12 protein-coding genes are annotated in these 17,061 nt (G+C 63.3%); 8 read left to right on the top strand and 4 right to left on the bottom strand.

Translation table 11 applies throughout. The features are described 5' to 3' along the window. Positions 1 to 305 precede the first annotated feature (305 nt). Positions 306 to 1,157: a lipoate--protein ligase family protein gene (locus tag V5E97_RS20615; protein WP_406693402.1), complete on the bottom strand. Its 852-nt coding sequence runs from the start codon at positions 1,155 to 1,157 to the stop codon at positions 306 to 308. Next, positions 1,138 to 1,590 (bottom strand): cytochrome c, encoded by a 453-nt coding sequence (locus V5E97_RS20610; RefSeq protein ID WP_406693401.1) that lies wholly within the window; start codon positions 1,588 to 1,590, stop codon positions 1,138 to 1,140. The genes V5E97_RS20615 and V5E97_RS20610 overlap by 20 nt, the downstream gene beginning before the upstream one ends. Before the next feature lie 314 nt (positions 1,591 to 1,904). Here V5E97_RS20610 and purM point away from each other — a divergent pair, with 314 nt between their 5' ends. Then, positions 1,905 to 2,981 carry a phosphoribosylformylglycinamidine cyclo-ligase gene (gene purM / locus V5E97_RS20605; RefSeq protein WP_406693400.1) on the top strand — a complete coding sequence of 359 codons (1,077 nt, stop codon included), beginning with the start codon at positions 1,905 to 1,907 and terminating at the stop codon, positions 2,979 to 2,981. A 128-nt stretch (positions 2,982 to 3,109) separates the two neighbouring features. Beyond that, positions 3,110 to 4,195, top strand: coding sequence for a sugar-binding protein (locus V5E97_RS20600; RefSeq protein ID WP_406693399.1), 1,086 nt, complete (start codon positions 3,110 to 3,112; stop codon positions 4,193 to 4,195). Positions 4,196 to 4,505: 310 nt separating this feature from the next. Here V5E97_RS20600 and V5E97_RS20595 read toward each other — a convergent pair whose 3' ends face one another. Continuing rightward, positions 4,506 to 5,021: a hypothetical protein gene (locus V5E97_RS20595; RefSeq protein ID WP_406693398.1), complete on the bottom strand. Its 516-nt coding sequence runs from the start codon at positions 5,019 to 5,021 to the stop codon at positions 4,506 to 4,508. 1,048 nt (positions 5,022 to 6,069) lie between these two features. On the opposite strand from V5E97_RS20595, the gene V5E97_RS20590 reads away from it, so the two are divergent. From V5E97_RS20590 to V5E97_RS20565, 6 genes are all read left to right on the top strand, one after another. Then, positions 6,070 to 9,798: a hypothetical protein gene (locus V5E97_RS20590; protein WP_406693397.1), complete on the top strand. Its 3,729-nt coding sequence runs from the start codon at positions 6,070 to 6,072 to the stop codon at positions 9,796 to 9,798. 1,499 nt (positions 9,799 to 11,297) lie between these two features. Beyond that, positions 11,298 to 11,804, top strand: coding sequence for a hypothetical protein (locus V5E97_RS20585; RefSeq protein ID WP_406693396.1), 507 nt, complete (start codon positions 11,298 to 11,300; stop codon positions 11,802 to 11,804). 95 nt (positions 11,805 to 11,899) lie between these two features. Beyond that, positions 11,900 to 13,567: an L-aspartate oxidase gene (nadB, locus tag V5E97_RS20580; protein WP_406693394.1), complete on the top strand. Its 1,668-nt coding sequence runs from the start codon at positions 11,900 to 11,902 to the stop codon at positions 13,565 to 13,567. 490 nt (positions 13,568 to 14,057) lie between these two features. Beyond that, positions 14,058 to 14,942, top strand: a complete 885-nt coding sequence (locus tag V5E97_RS20575; protein WP_406693393.1) for a TIGR04222 domain-containing membrane protein — start codon at positions 14,058 to 14,060, stop codon at positions 14,940 to 14,942. After that, positions 14,915 to 15,787: an MbnB/TglH/ChrH family RiPP precursor modification enzyme gene (locus V5E97_RS20570; RefSeq protein ID WP_406693392.1), complete on the top strand. Its 873-nt coding sequence runs from the start codon at positions 14,915 to 14,917 to the stop codon at positions 15,785 to 15,787. Before V5E97_RS20575 ends, V5E97_RS20570 begins: the two co-directional genes overlap by 28 nt. Beyond that, positions 15,777 to 16,319, top strand: coding sequence for an SCO6045 C-terminal-like domain-containing protein (locus V5E97_RS20565; RefSeq protein WP_406693391.1), 543 nt, complete (start codon positions 15,777 to 15,779; stop codon positions 16,317 to 16,319). Before V5E97_RS20570 ends, V5E97_RS20565 begins: the two co-directional genes overlap by 11 nt. Here the strand turns inward: V5E97_RS20565 and V5E97_RS20560 are convergent. Then, a complete protein-coding gene (locus tag V5E97_RS20560) occupies positions 16,313 to 17,056 on the bottom strand; it encodes an SMI1/KNR4 family protein (RefSeq protein ID WP_406693390.1) in 744 nt (247 codons plus the stop codon). The genes V5E97_RS20565 and V5E97_RS20560 overlap by 7 nt on opposite strands. Positions 17,057 to 17,061 lie beyond the last annotated feature (5 nt).

Genomic DNA, 17,061 nt, shown 5'->3' with positions numbered 1-17,061 from the left:
GATCCCTAGTTGGGCCCGGCGCATGGCCTGACCCGTTGCCGAGTTGGCAATCCAGGACGATGGTCGGTCTCGCGGAAAAACGCGACGACACGCATGATCTCAGCATAACCCAAAGGTTCCCGGGCCCAAACCCCTATCCGTTCTCTTTTTCTCAGTATAGGCACTTTGGGCAAACGGATTGACATCCATGCCAATTTGAGGCCGTACTGAGGGAAAAATTCGGATGTTTCGCAAACTCAGTTGGGTGCCGCAGGTATACATTCGGCGGAACTCTCGCCGAGATTTGAAGAAGGCTGATAAAACTCCTATAACCGCTTGATCCAGGCCGGATCGGCGAACTTGGCGGCGAGGAGTTCTTGAATCAGATCTTCAGGAGGAATCACGAGTTCGGGAGGATGATTGGCCGGCAACCAGGCGCCGGTGATGGCTTCGATCAGTTTTTCACGAGCGAGCGGGACGTTGGTCAGGAAGTCCTCATGCGTACGTTGGCCACGGTAGGAGGGCTGTCGGCGAGGGAGTCCAGTGTACCGGGGGACCAGGTGAAGTGGAAAGTCGTAAAGGATCGTTGCGTGGATCAGAAAGTGGTTCCGTAGCCGGCGCTGAGCGCTGCCCGAGAATTTGCGAAGCTTGAGGGTCAGGTCCCCCGAGCCGAGGACCTCGACGGCCGGTCCCCGCGCCCGGATCGCGTCGGCCAGGCGGTCGAGGACGAACCGTTGGGCCACGTCCACGGCGGTGAGGCCGGGGGCGACGTCGGCGGCCAGGACGACCGACACGTTCAGGGCCCCTGGGCCGATGACCACGGTCCCTCCGCCACTCGCTCGCCTTGCGATGGCTACGCCATCAGCCAGGCAGGCGTCGATCAGGACATCCTCGTGAAGGCGTCCCGACGCCCCCAGCACGACGGCCAGGGTCGGTGATTCCCAGATTCTCAGGGAGGGACCGGCCCCACGCTCTTCGGCGGCGACCAGTAGGGCTTCGTCGAGGGCCAGGTTGTTGGCGATTTCGGGCAAGGTCAAGTCGAGGTAGCGCATCGCGACGGCGGGCCCAGAGGAAGCGAACGCCCCGGCCGTCCGCAAGTCTGCGTGAAGGCCGGGGTCGGATGGAGCGGTGCTCAGGAGTCGAAGTCGTTGCGCAGGATCAGAAGCCGTCTTCCTCAACGCGGAAGATGTCGTGGCACTTGGTGCAGCTCTGGCTCACCGGGCTATAGGCCGACTTGGCTTGCTCTTGGGTGGTATTGGAGTCGCTCACCTTGGTGTGGAACTTCTCGAGTTCCTTGGTGAACGCGTCGCTCAGTTCGCCCCACTGCTTCTCGGCATCCTTCACGTTCTTGGCCTTCTTGACCGCGTCCTTGGCAAGCTCCTTCGTTTCCTTGGAGAGCTTGATGAGCTCATCTGCCAGGGCCGGGAGGTCTTTCTGGGCCTTGGCGTAAGCAATCTTGGTGCGGGTGGCCTTCTTGATGGCGTTGCTCTTGGCGTTGACTTTTTCCATCGCCTCATGCAGCGGTCCACCCTCGTCGGCAATCGAGAGTCCGACAATCAAGGCGCTGAACGAGAACATGGTGGCAATCGCAACGATCCACTTTCGATTCATGACTTCTGGCTCCTCGTCGTTTTCGGGAATGACCACGGCGGCGGGAGGACCGCTCGATCCACGGCCCATGCGTGCGGAAGCCTTCAAAGATATCCCTCGCCGTCAACCCGATCAAGCACGTACAGTGGTAATGCTCGTTGAGAGGCCGCCGGCGCATCCCAGCGCCTGGGACCGGTGGTACAATGGGTGGGGAGCGCTTTGTAAGAACTGCCTGGTTCGTGAGCGCGATCCCCAAAAGAAGATAAACAGGCAGGGCATGCTCCTCTGAGACCGGGCGTGCACCTGGCCGACCTCAAAGCCCCGCGGATGTTTTTATGTCCGAGTCGATCGATTACCGGGCCGCTGGCGTTGACCTCGATACCTACGAGGAAACAATGGCCCAGCTCCCCCCCTTGTTGAAACGGACCTACCCGCTGACTCCCGCGCGGGTGATCGAGTGGAAGGACGGGTTCGCCGGTCTGTTCCGGCTCGACGCCAAGATCGGGCTCCTCACCCGCACCTACCGCGACCCGGTCCTCGTCGCGTCCACCGACGGGGTTGGCACCAAGCTGAAGCTGGCCTTCGCCACCGGCAGGCACGCGACGGTCGGAATCGATCTGGTCGCGATGTCGGTCAACGACTGCCTTTGCGCCGGCGCCGAACCGCTCCTGTTTCTCGACTACGTGGCCATGAGCAAAGATGATCCCAAGTTGACGCGGGACGTCGTGCAGGGGATCAGCGACGGTTGCATTGAGGCCGAGTGCGCCTTGCTCGGTGGCGAGACCGCAATCCTCCCCGACTTCTATAAGGCCGGCGAGTACGATCTGGCCGGGTTCTGCCTGGGAGTCGTCGAACGCAAGCACATCCTGGACGGTAAGGAAATTCGCCCGGGAGACAAGGTGATTGGCATCGCCAGCTCGGGGCTCCACTCCAACGGCTACAGCCTGGCGCGAAAGATTGCGCTCGACGCCGCCGGCCTCCAGCCCGACACTTTCGTACCCGAACTGGGCCGGACGGTCGCCGATGAATTCCTCGAGCCGACCCGGATTTACGTTCGGGCCATGAAGACGGTTTACCGCCACTACCGAGTGAAGCGGATCGTCCACGGCATCGCACACATCACCGGCGGCGGCCTGGTCGATAACACCCCACGAATCCTCCCAGAGGGCTGCTCGGTCCGGCTCCGCCGCGGCTCATGGGATATCCCCAAGGTTTTCCCCTGGCTCCAGAAGCTCGGCAACGTTCCCGAGGCCGAGATGGACCGGGTCTTCAACATGGGTATCGGACTGGTCATGGTCGTCGCTGACTACTATGCCGACGCGATCGCTCGCTACATCACGTCCGAGGCAAAACTTCCGGCCTGGGTGATCGGCGAGGTCGTCAAAGGTGACCGGACGGTGGAGTGGGCCTGAGCCGCTGGACGGTCGCCTTGCTCCCGACCGTCCCCCGCTTGCAACGGGCCGCAACGGCCCGTAGCATTCGGACTTCTGCGTCCGAGACGGATTGGTCCCACTCCCCCGTGCTAAAGAGACGATTGACGATGCGCAATACTCTCGGGGTCGGCCTGGCCCTCCTGGTCTTCGGCCCACTGATGGCTCGCGGCAACGAACTTGCCCCCGTCCCCCTCACAAAAGGGGTGCGTGGCCTGGTGACGCTGGCCCCGAGCCAGGTCGAAATGGACGGCCGGCTCCTCGAGTGGTCGCAAGCCTTTTGCACGCCGCTCGCCTACAACCATAAGTCCCCTGAGAATCGCGCGGCACAGTTCTTTTATATGTGGGATGACGAGGCGCTGTATATTGGCCTCCGTTGTCTCGACCGGATGCAGGCCAACCCCGCCCCCTTGCAGTCCAGCTTTAATGGGGACGCCGTCGAGTTTTATCTCGACACTCGCTCGGGCGATGCCCTTCGAAGTAAGGACTGGACCACCGGAGCGATCCATCTTTATTACTCGCCGTTTCAAGGTGCCGATATCAAGCCGCGGTGGGTGATTCGGGGCGGGATCGCTACCAGTAACATCGTTTTGAAGGGCGTCGAGATCGCCGCGTCGAGTAATGCCAACGGCTACGAGTGCGAGTTCAAACTTCCCTGGGCCAATTTCCCCGAGTTTTCGCCCAAGCTTGGGGCTGTTTTCGCCCTCGACGCTGAACTTTGCAGTGGCGACGGTAAGACCCGAACCGATCGAACTTTCACCTATGGTTCGCCTCTCTCGGTCCAACAACCGGCCTCGCAAGGCAAGGTCGAGCTGGTCAAGGCGTTTGACCCGGACTACTTGAGCATCGTCGGCCCCGCGAGCTTCCCATTCTGGGTCGATACGCCCTGGGTCCAGCCCGAACGGGCGCAGGTTCAAGGAGTTGTGGCAATCCCTCCCGCCTTCACGGAAATTGTCGGGCTGGTTGAGATTCGAATTCATGACACCGAGGGGAAGGTGGTGAAGTCCATCCCGGCCGTGATGGAACCCTTCGGGCCAAAGGACGGTCCGTTTGTGCGGGCCATCGCTCGGTGGTCGATCGATGAGTTTGCACCCAACACCTACTTCGCGACCGCCCGGATTGCCGCGCGAACCGGGAAAACCCTGACGACCGTGGCCCCTCGTATGGTCGCGGAGGCGATGACCCAGGGGCGTTGAGAACGGCCTCGCCGCCGGTCGATTGCCCGGCCTCGCCTCCAAGGTTCCTCATCACTTTGTCAGAATCGGGAATCAGCGCGGCGAGTTCGCTTTTTCCGCTCTCCGAAACGTATAATAGCGTGAGCCACCGCGCCCCCTCACATCTGTCTCCAGGGAGTCCGCATCCATGGCATCGAGCACGCAGCCATACGGCAAGATGCTGGACTATGAGCAATACATCGATCACCAGCTCAGCAGGACCCGGTCCCGGATCAAGATGACCGACCTGCTGACCTCCAGCCTGATCCTGGTGGTGTCGGCGATTGCGCTCCTATTTGTGGAGGTGGTGCTCGACCATGCGTTTGGTCTGCCGATCTGGCTGCGGCGAATTGTCTTGTTCACCGGTCTGACGGGAGGGATCGCGTTTGCGGTCCTGAGAATTGGCCTGCCTCTGATCGGGCGGGTCAATGGCCTCTATGCGGCGAAGACGATCGAGGAGTCTGATCCCGCCTTCAAGAACAGCCTGATCAACTATCTCGACCTGAAACGGCGTCGGACCGAGATTTCGAAGGCGGCCATGACCGCGATCGAGGCCAAGGCGGTGAACGACCTGACCGGCATCGAGATCGATGCCGTCGTCAATCAACGCAGGCTGATCCAGGTTGCCTACACGCTCTCGGCCGTTCTCGTTCTGTTCTGCCTCTATGCCTTTCTGACGCCCAAGAGTATTTTCGACTCGGCCAAGCGGGCGCTTTTGGCGGATGTGGTTCGACCGACCAATACTCGGCTCATGAACATCAAGCCGGGCGATGACCCGGAACTTTCCCAGGTCGTGGCCGGGAGTCATGTCCCCTTCTTCGTCGACGTCTCACAAGGGCTCCGCCCCGACCGTGTCCTGCTCCACTACAGCGTGGATGGCGGGAAGTTTTATACGGTTCAGGAGTTTACGCCGGGCGCGAATCGCTACGACCCCTGGCAAACGGCGCTTCATAACGTTCAGCAGAGCCTCGACTACTATCTCACGGGCGGTGACGCCGAGTCCCTGAAGTACCACGTCGAAGTGACCCCCGCCCCGATGGTGACGTCGGTCTCGATCGACTACGACTTTCCCCGCTATCTCAAGCTCGATCGGCGCCCGGGGATCGAGGGAGGGAACGTCGAGGCGATCGAGGGGACGATCGTGACGGTCCACGCACGCACGAACGAGCCTGCACGCTCGGCTGCCCTCTCGTTCCCGAAGGCTGACGCGGTTGCCATGGAGGTCGCCTCATCGGACCCCAAGGAGTTGGTCGGGAAGTTCAAGGTCGATAAGTCGGGCAGCTACACGATCAAGTTCCGGACGACCGGCGGTCAGATGAACCCCGACCCCGTGGTCCATGACATTATTGCGTTGCCCGACCATGCGCCGACGGCTTCGTTCGAGAGACCCGAGACCCCTGAAATCGAGGTCCCGAGCAACGTACAAGTCCCCTTGGTGATGAAGGCCAGTGACGACCATGGCGTCAAGGACGTCACACTGCACGTTCACCAGAAGGGGGAGACGCTCCTCTCGAAGAACTTGCTCGAGCAACGACCCCCAACCACCACTTTCCGGGGGACCGAGCTGCTCGACCTGGCCTCGTGGAAGGTCGAACCTGGTTCGGAAGTGGAGTACTGGCTCACGGTCCGTGATACCAAGGAGCCGCAGTCGAACCGGTTCGAAACCCAGCGGCAGAAGATCAAGATCACGGCACCGCTCCCACCGAGTGAGAAGAAGCAAGCCGATCAAAAGGCTCAGGAAGAGAAACGACAGGACGAGGAACAGCAGAAGGCTGTCGCCGAGAGTTCCGAACCCGAGCCGTCGGAGCCGGCCCCTCAACCTCGGCCTGACCAAGAGCCGCGCGACCGAGGCGAAGGTGCGGATTCTCAGAACTCGCGAGAAGCGAATCAGCCTGGTGCGCAGAAGGAGGATCAGGGGACCGTCGACTCGACCGAGGCCCCGGCGCAGAAAGCCGACCAACGCGAACCGCGTCCCATGTCTCCGGACGACCTCCAAAAGCTCCGCGAGTTGCAAAAGTCGCTCGGGATCAATCCACCGAAGCCTTCCAACGGATCAGGCAGCGGTACCGAGAACACCAACTCCTCCGCGGCCAACTCGCCGAAGAGTGGTCCGTCTCAGGGGGCGCCGCAGACTGGCGCGAACGCCGCACGAGAACCAGTCTCACAAGCATCACCACCGCAGCCGGGCTCGCCCAATTCTGCTCCCCAGAATTCGCAACCGGGCAACCCGCAGCAACCGCGCGGTGACGCTTCCGATGTGGCGCGAGGTGCGATTCCGAACCAGACCCCATCCGATCCCCAGCAATCGCAGCAGCCTGGTGGCGCACAACAGCAGAAGCCTGGCGATTCCCAGCAACCGCAGCCTGGTGGTGCGCAGAAGCCTGGCGATTCCCAGCAACCGCAGCCTGGCGGTGCCCAGAAACCCGGTGATTCCCAGCAACCGCAGCCTGGCGGTGCCCAGAAACCCGGTGATTCCCAGCAACCGCAGCCTGGTGGCGCACAACAGCAGAAGCCTGGCGATTCCCAGCAACCGCAGCCTGGCGGTGCCCAGAAACCCGGTGATTCCCAGCAACCGCAGCCTGGTGGCGCACAACAGCAGAAGCCTGGCGATTCCCAGCAACCGCAGCCTGGTGGTGCCCAGAAACCCGGTGATTCTCAGCAACCGCAGCCTGGTGGCGTGCAGAAGCCTGGCGACGCGCAGCAACCGCAGCCTGGTGGCGCACAGAAACCTGGCGATTCCCAGCAACCGCAGCCTGGCGGTGCCCAGAAACCTGGCGACGCGCAGCAACAACAACCCGGTGGCGAGCAGAAACCTGGCGGTGCCCAGAAGCCTGGCGACGCGCAGCAACCGCAGCCTGGTGGCGCACAGAAACCTGGCGATTCCCAGCAACCGCAGCCTGGCGGTGCCCAGAAACCCGGTGATTCCCAGCAACCGCAGCCTGGTGGCGCACAACAGCAGAAGCCTGGCGATTCCCAGCAACCGCAGCCTGGCGGTGCCCAGAAACCCGGTGATTCCCAGCAACCGCAGCCTGGTGGCGCACAACAGCAGAAGCCTGGTGATTCCCAGCAACCGCAGCCTGGTGGCGCCCAGAAGCCTGGTGATTCCCAGCAACCGCAGCCTGGTGGCGCACAACAGCAGAAGCCTGGCGATTCCCAGCAACCGCAGCCTGGTGGTGCCCAGAAACCCGGTGATTCTCAGCAACCGCAGCCTGGTGGCGTGCAGAAGCCTGGTAACTCGCAGCAACCGCAGCCTGGTGGCGCACAGAAACCTGGCGGTGCCCAGAAGCCTGGCGACGCGCAGCAACCGCAGCCTGGTGGCGCACAGAAACCTGGCGATTCCCAGCAACCGCAGCCTGGTGGTGCCCAGAAGCCCGGTGATTCCCAGCAACCGCAGCCTGGTGGCGCACAACAGCAGAAGCCTGGCGATTCCCAGCAACCGCAGCCTGGTGGTGCCCAGAAACCCGGTGATTCTCAGCAACCGCAGCCTGGTGGCGTGCAGAAGCCTGGCGACGCGCAGCAACCGCAGCCTGGTGGCGCACAGAAACCTGGCGATTCCCAGCAACCGCAGCCTGGTGGTGCCCAGAAGCCTGGCGACGCGCAGCAACCGCAGCCTGGTGGCGCACAGAAACCTGGCGATTCCCAGCAACCGCAGCCTGGCGGTGCCCAGAAACCCGGTGAATCCCAGCAACCGCAGCCTGGTGGTGCGCAGAAGCCTGGCGATTCCCAGCAACCGCAGCCTGGTGGTGCCCAGAAGCCTGGCGACGCGCAGCAACCGCAGCCTGGTGGCGCACAGAAACCTGGCGATTCCCAGCAACCGCAGCCTGGCGGTGCCCAGAAACCCGGTGATTCCCAGCAACCGCAGCCTGGTGGCGCACAACAGCAGAAGCCCGGTGATTCCCAGCAACCGCAGCCTGGTGGTGCCCAGAAACCCGGTGATTCTCAGCAACCGCAGCCTGGTGGCGTGCAGAAGCCTGGTAACTCGCAGCAACCGCAGCCTGGTGGCGCACAGAAACCTGGCGGTGCCCAGAAGCCTGGCGACGCGCAGCAACCGCAGCCTGGTGGCGCACAGAAACCTGGCGATTCCCAGCAACCGCAGCCTGGTGGTGCCCAGAAGCCCGGTGATTCCCAGCAACCGCAGCCTGGTGGCGCACAACAGCAGAAGCCTGGCGATTCCCAGCAACCGCAGCCTGGCGGTGCCCAGAAACCCGGTGATTCCCAGCAACCGCAGCCTGGTGGCGCACAACAGCAGAAGCCTGGTGATTCCCAGCAACCGCAGCCTGGTGGCGCCCAGAAGCCTGGTGATTCCCAGCAACCGCAGCCTGGTGGCGCACAACAGCAGAAGCCTGGCGATTCCCAGCAACCGCAGCCTGGTGGTGCCCAGAAACCCGGTGATTCTCAGCAACCGCAGCCTGGTGGCGTGCAGAAGCCTGGCGACGCGCAGCAACCGCAGCCTGGTGGCGCACAGAAACCTGGCGATTCCCAGCAACCGCAGCCTGGCGGTGCCCAGAAACCCGGTGAATCCCAGCAACCGCAGCCTGGTGGTGCGCAGAAGCCTGGCGATTCCCAGCAACCGCAGCCTGGTGGTGCCCAGAAGCCTGGCGACGCGCAGCAACCGCAGCCTGGTGGCGCACAGAAACCTGGCGATTCCCAGCAACCGCAGCCTGGTGGTGCCCAGAAACCCGGTGATTCTCAGCAACCGCAGCCTGGTGGCGTGCAGAAGCCTGGCGACGCGCAGCAACCGCAGCCTGGTGGCGCACAGAAACCTGGCGATTCCCAGCAACCGCAGCCTGGTGGTGCCCAGAAGCCTGGCGACGCGCAGCAACCGCAGCCTGGTGGCGCACAGAAACCTGGCGATTCCCAGCAACCGCAGCCTGGCGGTGCCCAGAAACCCGGTGATTCCCAGCAACCGCAGCCTGGTGGCGCACAACAGCAGAAGCCCGGTGATTCCCAGCAACCGCAGCCTGGTGGCGCCCAGAAGCCTGGTGATTCCCAGCAACCGCAGCCTGGTGGCGCACAACAGCAGAAGCCTGGCGATTCCCAGCAACCGCAGCCTGGCGGTGCCCAGAAACCCGGTGATTCTCAGCAACCGCAGCCTGGTGGCGTGCAGAAGCCTGGTAACTCGCAGCAACCGCAGCCTGGTGGCGCACAGAAACCTGGCGGTGCCCAGAAGCCTGGCGACGCGCAGCAACCGCAGCCTGGTGGCATGCAGAAACCTGGCGACTCGCAGCAATCGCAGCCTGGTGGTGCCCAGAAGCCTGGCGATTCCCAGCAACCGCAGCCTGGTGGTGCGCAGAAGCCTGGCGATTCCCAGCAACCGCAGCCTGGCGGTGCCCAGAAACCCGGTGAATCCCAGCAACCGCAGCCTGGCGGTGCCCAGAAACCCGGTGATTCCCAGCAACCGCAGCCTAGCGGTGCCCAGAAACCTGGCGACGCGCAGCAACCGCAGCCTGGTGGCATGCAGAAGCCTGGCGATGCGCAGCAGCAGCAACCCGGCACGCAGCCGATGCCTGACGCGGAGAATCGGGCTAAAGACTCACCAAACCAACAGCGGAATTCCACAGACCCGCGTGAACAGCCGGGGATGAAGCCGGACGAGAACAAGCGGCCAGTGGACCGCAATGAAACAGGGCGCCCCGACGCGCGAGCCGGTGAGCCTCAGAAAAAAAACGCAGCGGATCCGTCAGCTCAGCCGGACCAGCAAGAGAACACTCGTCCCTCTAACCTGACGGATCAGCAGAAGGCCGCGACCGGTCGAAATTCGGAATCGCCCTCGACCAAGGACGAACAATCCAAAACGCAGAAAGAGGCGACCGAGAAGGCTACGGCGACGACCAAGAAGTCGGACCAAACCAAGAATCGGCCGCAGCCCGAATCGACCAAGAAGGCTCAAGAGAAGACTGCGGCCAAGAAGGAACAAGAGAAGGCCGCGGCCAAGAAGGATCAAGAGAAAAAGGCTGAGGACAAAGGGCCAAAATACGAAATTCCAAAGAAGGAACAGGAGAAGAAAAAGGCCGAACGCAAGCCTCAGCAGCCTGAAGAGGAACCGGCGCCTCCGGAGCAGCGGCAGCCCGAGCCCCAGGAGCCGCCTGCGATGCCATCCGCGCCACCTCAAAATCCGGCTGCTCCTCCTAGTCCTTCTGGTGGTAGCCAGTCCTCCTCGGGCGGCTCAGCGGATAATCAGTCCGGAACGCAATCCAATCAGAGCTCCTCTCCCGGCAGCCCGTCCCCGTCGGGCGGCGAACAAGGATCGAAGTCGGGGTCGGGGGGCTCGGGTGGTTCAGGCTCGAAGCCCGGTCCTGGCTCCTCTCCCGGTGATCAGCCGGGTGGGGGTGGCCAGCAAGGGTCGCCGGGGTCGGGTTCCCCATCCGGCAATCAGCCGGGCTCGGGCTCTCCATCCGGCAATCAACCGGGCTCGGGCTCTCCATCCGGCAACCAGCCGGGCTCGGGCTCTCCATCCGGCAACCAGCCGGGCTCGGGCTCTCCATCCGGCAATCAGCCAGGATCGGGCTCCCCAACTGGTAATCAGCCGGGCTCGGGCACCCCAACTGGTAATCAGCCAGGTTCGGGCTCTCCAACTGGTAATCAGCCAGGTTCGGGCTCCCCAACCGGTAATCAGCCGGGCTCGGGCTCCCCATCCGGCAACCGGCCGGGATCGGGCTCTCCATCCGGTAATCAGCCGGGTTCGGGCTCCCCAACTGGTAATCAATCGCATCCTCAAGGGAACATGGGGCGAGGCGCTGGGGAACAGGCGGTGAAGCCCTCTGGAACCGAGAAATCAGCAACGGATCCAAACGCCGCCCAACGTTCGGGTGAAGGCAGGCCCACGGGCGATTCCGCAAGGCCGAACGATGCTCCTTCGCAGGGATCGGGGCGTAATGGAGAAGGGGCCAATGGCTCACCGGCTCCGGGAACACCGGAGCAGCGCCAGGAGGGACCCGCGACGGGCCAACCTACTGGGGAGACGAGTCAGAAAGCGGGCCCGGGAGCTTCTCAAGACCAGCAGAAGGGGCAGGGGGGCGGCAAAGGGGGCGGCACCACGCCGTCGGGTGGCGGACGATCTGCGCCTGGTGATGCCGGTGAGCCGATGGTTCCCTCAACGGACGACAAGGGCGAACTCCCCCCTCGGGCGGAAACGCCTCCTGCGAACTCGGCTGAGACCGTCGCGCCCGACGTGCCCCAGACCGACCTCGTTCTCAACAAGCTCGAAGAGCTCCTCAAACGAAACCAGGTCACACCCGAACTTGAGCAAGCGACCGGGATGTCCCGCGAGGAGATGGAGCAGTTCGTGACGAAGATGAAGAAGCTCGACAAGGCTCCCGCCGGTCCAGGCCGTGAGATTCAGGTCAAACCGGGCGTCGACCGGACCTTCGACCCGAACCGGACGCTTCCCGAGCTGAACCCGAACGCTCGTCTTGGCAACAGGACGGATCGTGCGAAGGGAAGCGTGGCTCAGGATGACCTTCGTGACAACGTTCAAGGTGCTCGCTTCGAAGTTCCTCGCGAGCTGCGGAGCGGCTTTGAAGCGTATAAGAGCAGTCTCTCGCGATCCAAGTCGCGCCGGCCTGTGACCTCGGGCCCCGGCACCGAGTAACCCAGGACGGGCCGACGATCACTGACAATGGGCAGGGAGGCTCGGCTTCACCTGCCCATTGTTTCATGGCAATGACACTCACGCGTGAGACCCACATGTCCGCCCCGCTCGATCTGCCCCGTCGCTACCTCGTTGGCTTCGATCCGAGGGAGTTGCCCCATCACTTCGCGGACGTTCTGATCATTGGCGGAGGCGTTGCGGGCATGCGCACCGCGCTCGGGATCGGTGAGTCTCACCGAGTTCTCGTCGTCACCAAGGATGAAGTTCGCGAGAGCAACAGTAGCTACGCGCAAGGCGGAATCGCGGGGGTGCTCGATCCCGAGGACCACTTTGAGGATCATATCGCCGACACGCTTGCCGCCGGCAAGGGCCTCTGCGATCCCGAAGTCGTTGCGATGGTCGTCCGCGAAGCGCCCCGCCGAATCGCTGAGTTGATCGAGTGGGGAACCCACTTTGATCAGGTCGACGGCCAGGTGGCGCTCACCCGCGAGGGGGGGCACTCGCACCCTCGGATCGTCCATGCGCTGGGGGATGCGACCGGCCTGGAAGTCATGCGGGCTGTCATCCTCAAGGCGAGCGCCCGGCCCAACACACGGATCTGGCAGAACAGCTTCACGATCGACCTGCTCACGCACGAGGGCCGGTGCCGAGGCGCCCTGGTCTGGGATCGCAGACGCGGCCCTGCCCTGGTCTGGGCCCGCGCGGTGATGCTCGCAACGGGGGGAGCCGGTCAACTCTATCGCGAGACGACCAACCCCGCGATCGCCACGGCCGATGGCCACGCGCTGGCCTATCGCGCGGGGGCCGAGCTCCGCGACATGGAATTCATGCAGTTCCACCCGACGGTGCTTTACATTGCCGGCTCGGCCCGTCACCTTCTGACCGAGGCGCTCCGAGGGGAGGGGGCCTACCTCCGCGATCGGAACGGCCACCGGTTCATGCCCGAGTATCACCCGCTCGCCGAACTCGCTCCTCGCGACGACGTCTCTCGGGCGATCACCGAGCAGATGGTCAAGACCCGGCACCCGAGCGTCTATCTCGATCTGTCGCACCTTGATGCTGCCTACATCCGCCGCCGGTTCCCAGGGATCGACCGGCTCTGCCGTGGCTTCGACCTGGATATGACCCGTGACCCCATCCCGGTCCGCCCCGGCGCACACTACATGATCGGTGGCGTGACGATCGATCACGACGGTCGGACCACGCTCCCCGGTCTCTGGGCCGCGGGAGAAGTCACCAGCTCCGGCCTGCACGGAGCCAATCGCCTTGCCTCAAACAGCCTCCTCGAAGGTCTCGTCCACGGAGCACGCGCTGCCGAGGATATTGTGAGGATGCTCGAAACCGAAGGACCGACCCGCCTCGAAGTGCCCCCCATCGCCGGCGCTCCGGTCGAGGGAGGCCACGAAACCCTCGACCTCGCCGATATCCGTGACTCGTTGCGCTCCCTGATGTGGCGGGCCGTGGGCATCACACGCGATGCTTCCGGTCTGGCCGAAGCCGCCGAACAGGTCGAGTTCTGGCGGAGGTACGTCCTCGGCCACGCCTTCACCGACCCTGCCGGCTGGACCATGCAAAATATGCTGATGGTGGCACGCTTGATGATCGCCGCCGCGAGCCAGCGAGAAGAGTCGCGCGGCGTCCACACGCGGCGCGATTTCCCCAACCCCGACCCTGCCTGGGTTCGACATATCGCCTTGCGCGTTCCTTCCCTTGAGATCGAAAGGCTTAACCAGGCGATCTCGGCGGGGACTCATGAGGTCTGACTTGGTGGTCGCAAACGATCAATGGCCTTGGGTTGGAAGTAAGTGCCGGTAAAACTTCGCCGAACCCGTTTCTCCCGACTACAACGCGATCGGCCGTGGCATCATCGTTGGCACAACGGGAAAACCTGATTCAGACCGCTGACCAATCGTAAATCGTTGATAGGTGCATGCCGGGTTCGGCGTAGCTTTGCCTCACTGCCGCGCGTCTCCTACCGCTCCGTTCCGAAAGTCTTCGGGGCGGAGAGCCCACCTTTGATCGGAGAATCGAGTCGCTGTGCGTCTCGCCGATCTTCTCCCGGCGGGTTGAGTCGCGAGGTCAGGAAATCCATTGCATTGGATCCGATTCCCGAGACAATGTAGTCTCGATCAATTCGCGGAAGCAAATCGCTTTCCGATGTCGGCCCTATTCCAGGGCAAGGCATCATGGTCCGATCAGGTGGGGCGTTCGCGGATCCAGCGAAGGAGACGCCTGGCCTGTGGAGGGTTCCCGATGGATCTGCTCAACTTGACGGGTCCCCAATTTCTCAGCTTATATCTTCTCCTGCTGGCCTGCGCCGTCGCCCTTACGGCGGTAATCCGGTGGGCATCTCGCTCCCCTTCAGATGGCCCGGGCCCCGAGACTCTGGACCTTGACCCGTACGATGTCGCCTACCTGGCGGGAGGCGAGCTGTCGGCCGTGGATGCGACGATCGCGAGCCTGGTGCACCGTGACTTGGTGAAGGTCAACCCCGCCGGGAGGACGATCGACGCGGTAGGCTCCCTGTCTGATGATCTACTTCACCCTCTCGAGCAAGCCGTCGCCCCGAATACCGGCGCCAGCGAATTTGGTCGGAAGATCGCGACCGCCCGACAGGCTGCGAAGCCGGCACTCGAAGCGATTCGGTTACGACTGACCAGTCTCGGCTTGCTCATGGATAACGAGGCAGTGTGGGGCGCCCAATTGTTGCGGACGATACCGATCCTTGCGGTCCTGCTCCTCGGTCTGGCCAAGATCCAGGTCGGCATCTCGCGTGACAAGCCCGTCTCCTTCCTGGTCGCTCTTTGCCTGGCCACAACGCTGATCGAGATCGGTTTCTTGTGCGTTCGCCCGCATCGATCGCGATGGGGCGATCATGTGCTGCAACAGCTTCGCAATCAGAACGCTGCGCTACAGTCGACCGGCTCGCGGCGGGCGGCCGATCTGGTCGGCCCTGACCTGACACTAGCCGTGGCCCTATTCGGCACGGGAATCCTGGCGGGTGGCCCCTTGAACGACCTGCGAATTGCCCTGACACCCCCACCGAGTGTTGGGGGAGGCGATGGCGGATCGGGCGACTTCGGCGGAGGGGGAGGCTGTGGAGGGGGTGGATGTGGCGGATGCGGGGGCGCGAGCTGATGGGGGCCGGGGTACCAACACTCGGCCTGGGCCTCGGTTGGCGCCCGGAGCTTGCGTTGCTGATCGAACGCCACCGCGACTTGGGGTTCGTCGAGGTGCTCGCCGAAGACTTCGACGCCTCGGGTTCGCTCCCGGCTCCGATTGAGCGGCTCCGCGATCGAGGCGTCACCGTGATCCCGCACGGAGTGACGCTCTCACTCGGTGGTGCCGAACCGCTCGACCGCACGTGGCTGAAGGCGTTGGGACGACTGGCAACGCGGCTCGGAGCCCCCGTGGTCAGCGAGCATATCGCGTTCGTCCGCGCCGGTGGGGTCGAGGCGGGGCATCTTCTTCCTCTGCCCCGCACGCGCGCGATGCTGGACCTGTTGGTCGCGAACGTGTGTTTGGCCCAGGACGCGTTGCCGGTTCCCCTTGCCCTGGAGAACGTGGCGACGTTGGTGGAGTGGCCCCATGCCGAGATGGATGAGGCTTCGTTTATCGCTGAGGTGCTGGAACGCACGGGCGCGTTGCTCCTGCTCGATATCGCCAACGTCCACGCCAATGCGCGAAACCACGGCTGGGATCCGCTCGCGTATCTGGATCGCCTTCCGCTCGATCGACTTGCGTACGTCCATGTCGCCGGAGGTGTCGAGCGCGAGGGACTTTACCACGATACACACGCCCACCCGATCGCTCCCCCCGTCCTCGACCTCCTCGAAGAACTGGCGGTCCGAACGGCCCTGCCTGGCGTTCTCCTCGAGCGCGACGACAAGTTTCCCCCTGACGCGGCGGTTGCTTCGGAGCTGAACTCGATTCGATCCGCGGTCTTGCGGGGGGACGACCGGAGGAAGCAAGGTGTCGCTTGATCCGCGAGAGTTGCTGGCCGCCCAACAGGCCGAGCTCGTTCGAGCCCTGACCGGACAGGCTGGCCCCCCCGACGGCTTCATTCCGGGGCACGTCCGTGCGGCTACCCTGGCTCTCGCGCGGAAGCGGGCCCGTTCCGTGACGCGGGCGTGGCCCTCCCTGGTCGAGGCCCTGGGGCCGGATTTCGAGCCTTGCTTCGGGTCGTACACCGCCGACGCACCACTGCCCCGGCAAGGAGGACCGTTGGCGGATGGTCGCAACTTCGTTCGAGCCCTCGCTCGCGAAGGCAAGCTCTCGGACCAAGCTCGCCTCGAAGCCCTGTCAGTCGACCTCCACTACGCCTCGCAAGCGGGGGGCCTTGTCGCGCGCCGGGGTCCCTCTCTGGCGATCGCACTCCTCAGGCACCCACGACGGCTGATCCTGGCCGCACGATGGCCAGGTCTCGGGGTTCGACGGGTGGCCGTGCCTCTCGGACCTTGGAGACCTCAACCCCCCCCGACTTCAGGGGAGCGTAAACCAGCTCATCATCAATAAAGTCGCTCACGCTTGCTCTTCTTCCGAAGAAAATCGAGAAAGTCGGTGGCGACTTGAATACCGTCCGCGCCCGGGCCAAAGATGAGGATCGGACTTTCGCCACGTTCGTCGTGAATCGATGTGTCGATATAAAAGCCGAAATCGCCTCCGTCGTGGGTGAAGAGGAGGAGATACTCAGGCATGCCGATGCCGGCGATCCCTTTCCAGTCCTGCTTGGCCGTATCCACCAAGTTCAGAAAGTCAGGCATCTCGGCCGAATCAGGATCGGGGTTTGTCAATCCGTCGAAGCTATATCCCAGCATGTACGCCGCGCCAAAGTGCCGAAGAAATTCGCGGTAACTATATGGGAACTTGAGGTTAAGTTCGTTCTCCGCCTGCACGATCGTCTCCTCGGAAACGGGACCGTAGAAGCGAGGAGGGAATCGTCCGGTTGCGGCAAGTTTCAGGATCTCGGAAGCAACTCGATCACTGGCATCGTTCATCATGGTGGATATTTCAGTCTGATGGGTAAATTGGATCAAGTCACCAATGGAATTAACGCGCGAGTTTACGAAGATGAGTTCGGGGATCTCGTAACCCCACGGCTTACGCAGGATCAACCCGATCCCGCCGACCGTCAGCGTCGCCAAGGCGGGCAGGTAAAGGGCAAAGAAGCCGAGTGACTGAGCGATGAACATTCGGGTGTCGGCGATCATTTCGGGTCGCGGGACCCTGCCGAAGTAACGGTTCAGGCCCATTGACA

The sequence above is a fragment of the Singulisphaera photorubra genome (assembly GCF_045290345.1).
Lineage (GTDB): Bacteria > Planctomycetota > Planctomycetia > Isosphaerales > Isosphaeraceae > Singulisphaera.
Note: the sequence above shows the minus strand (reverse complement) of the source record. Positions and strands in the feature narration are given on the sequence as shown.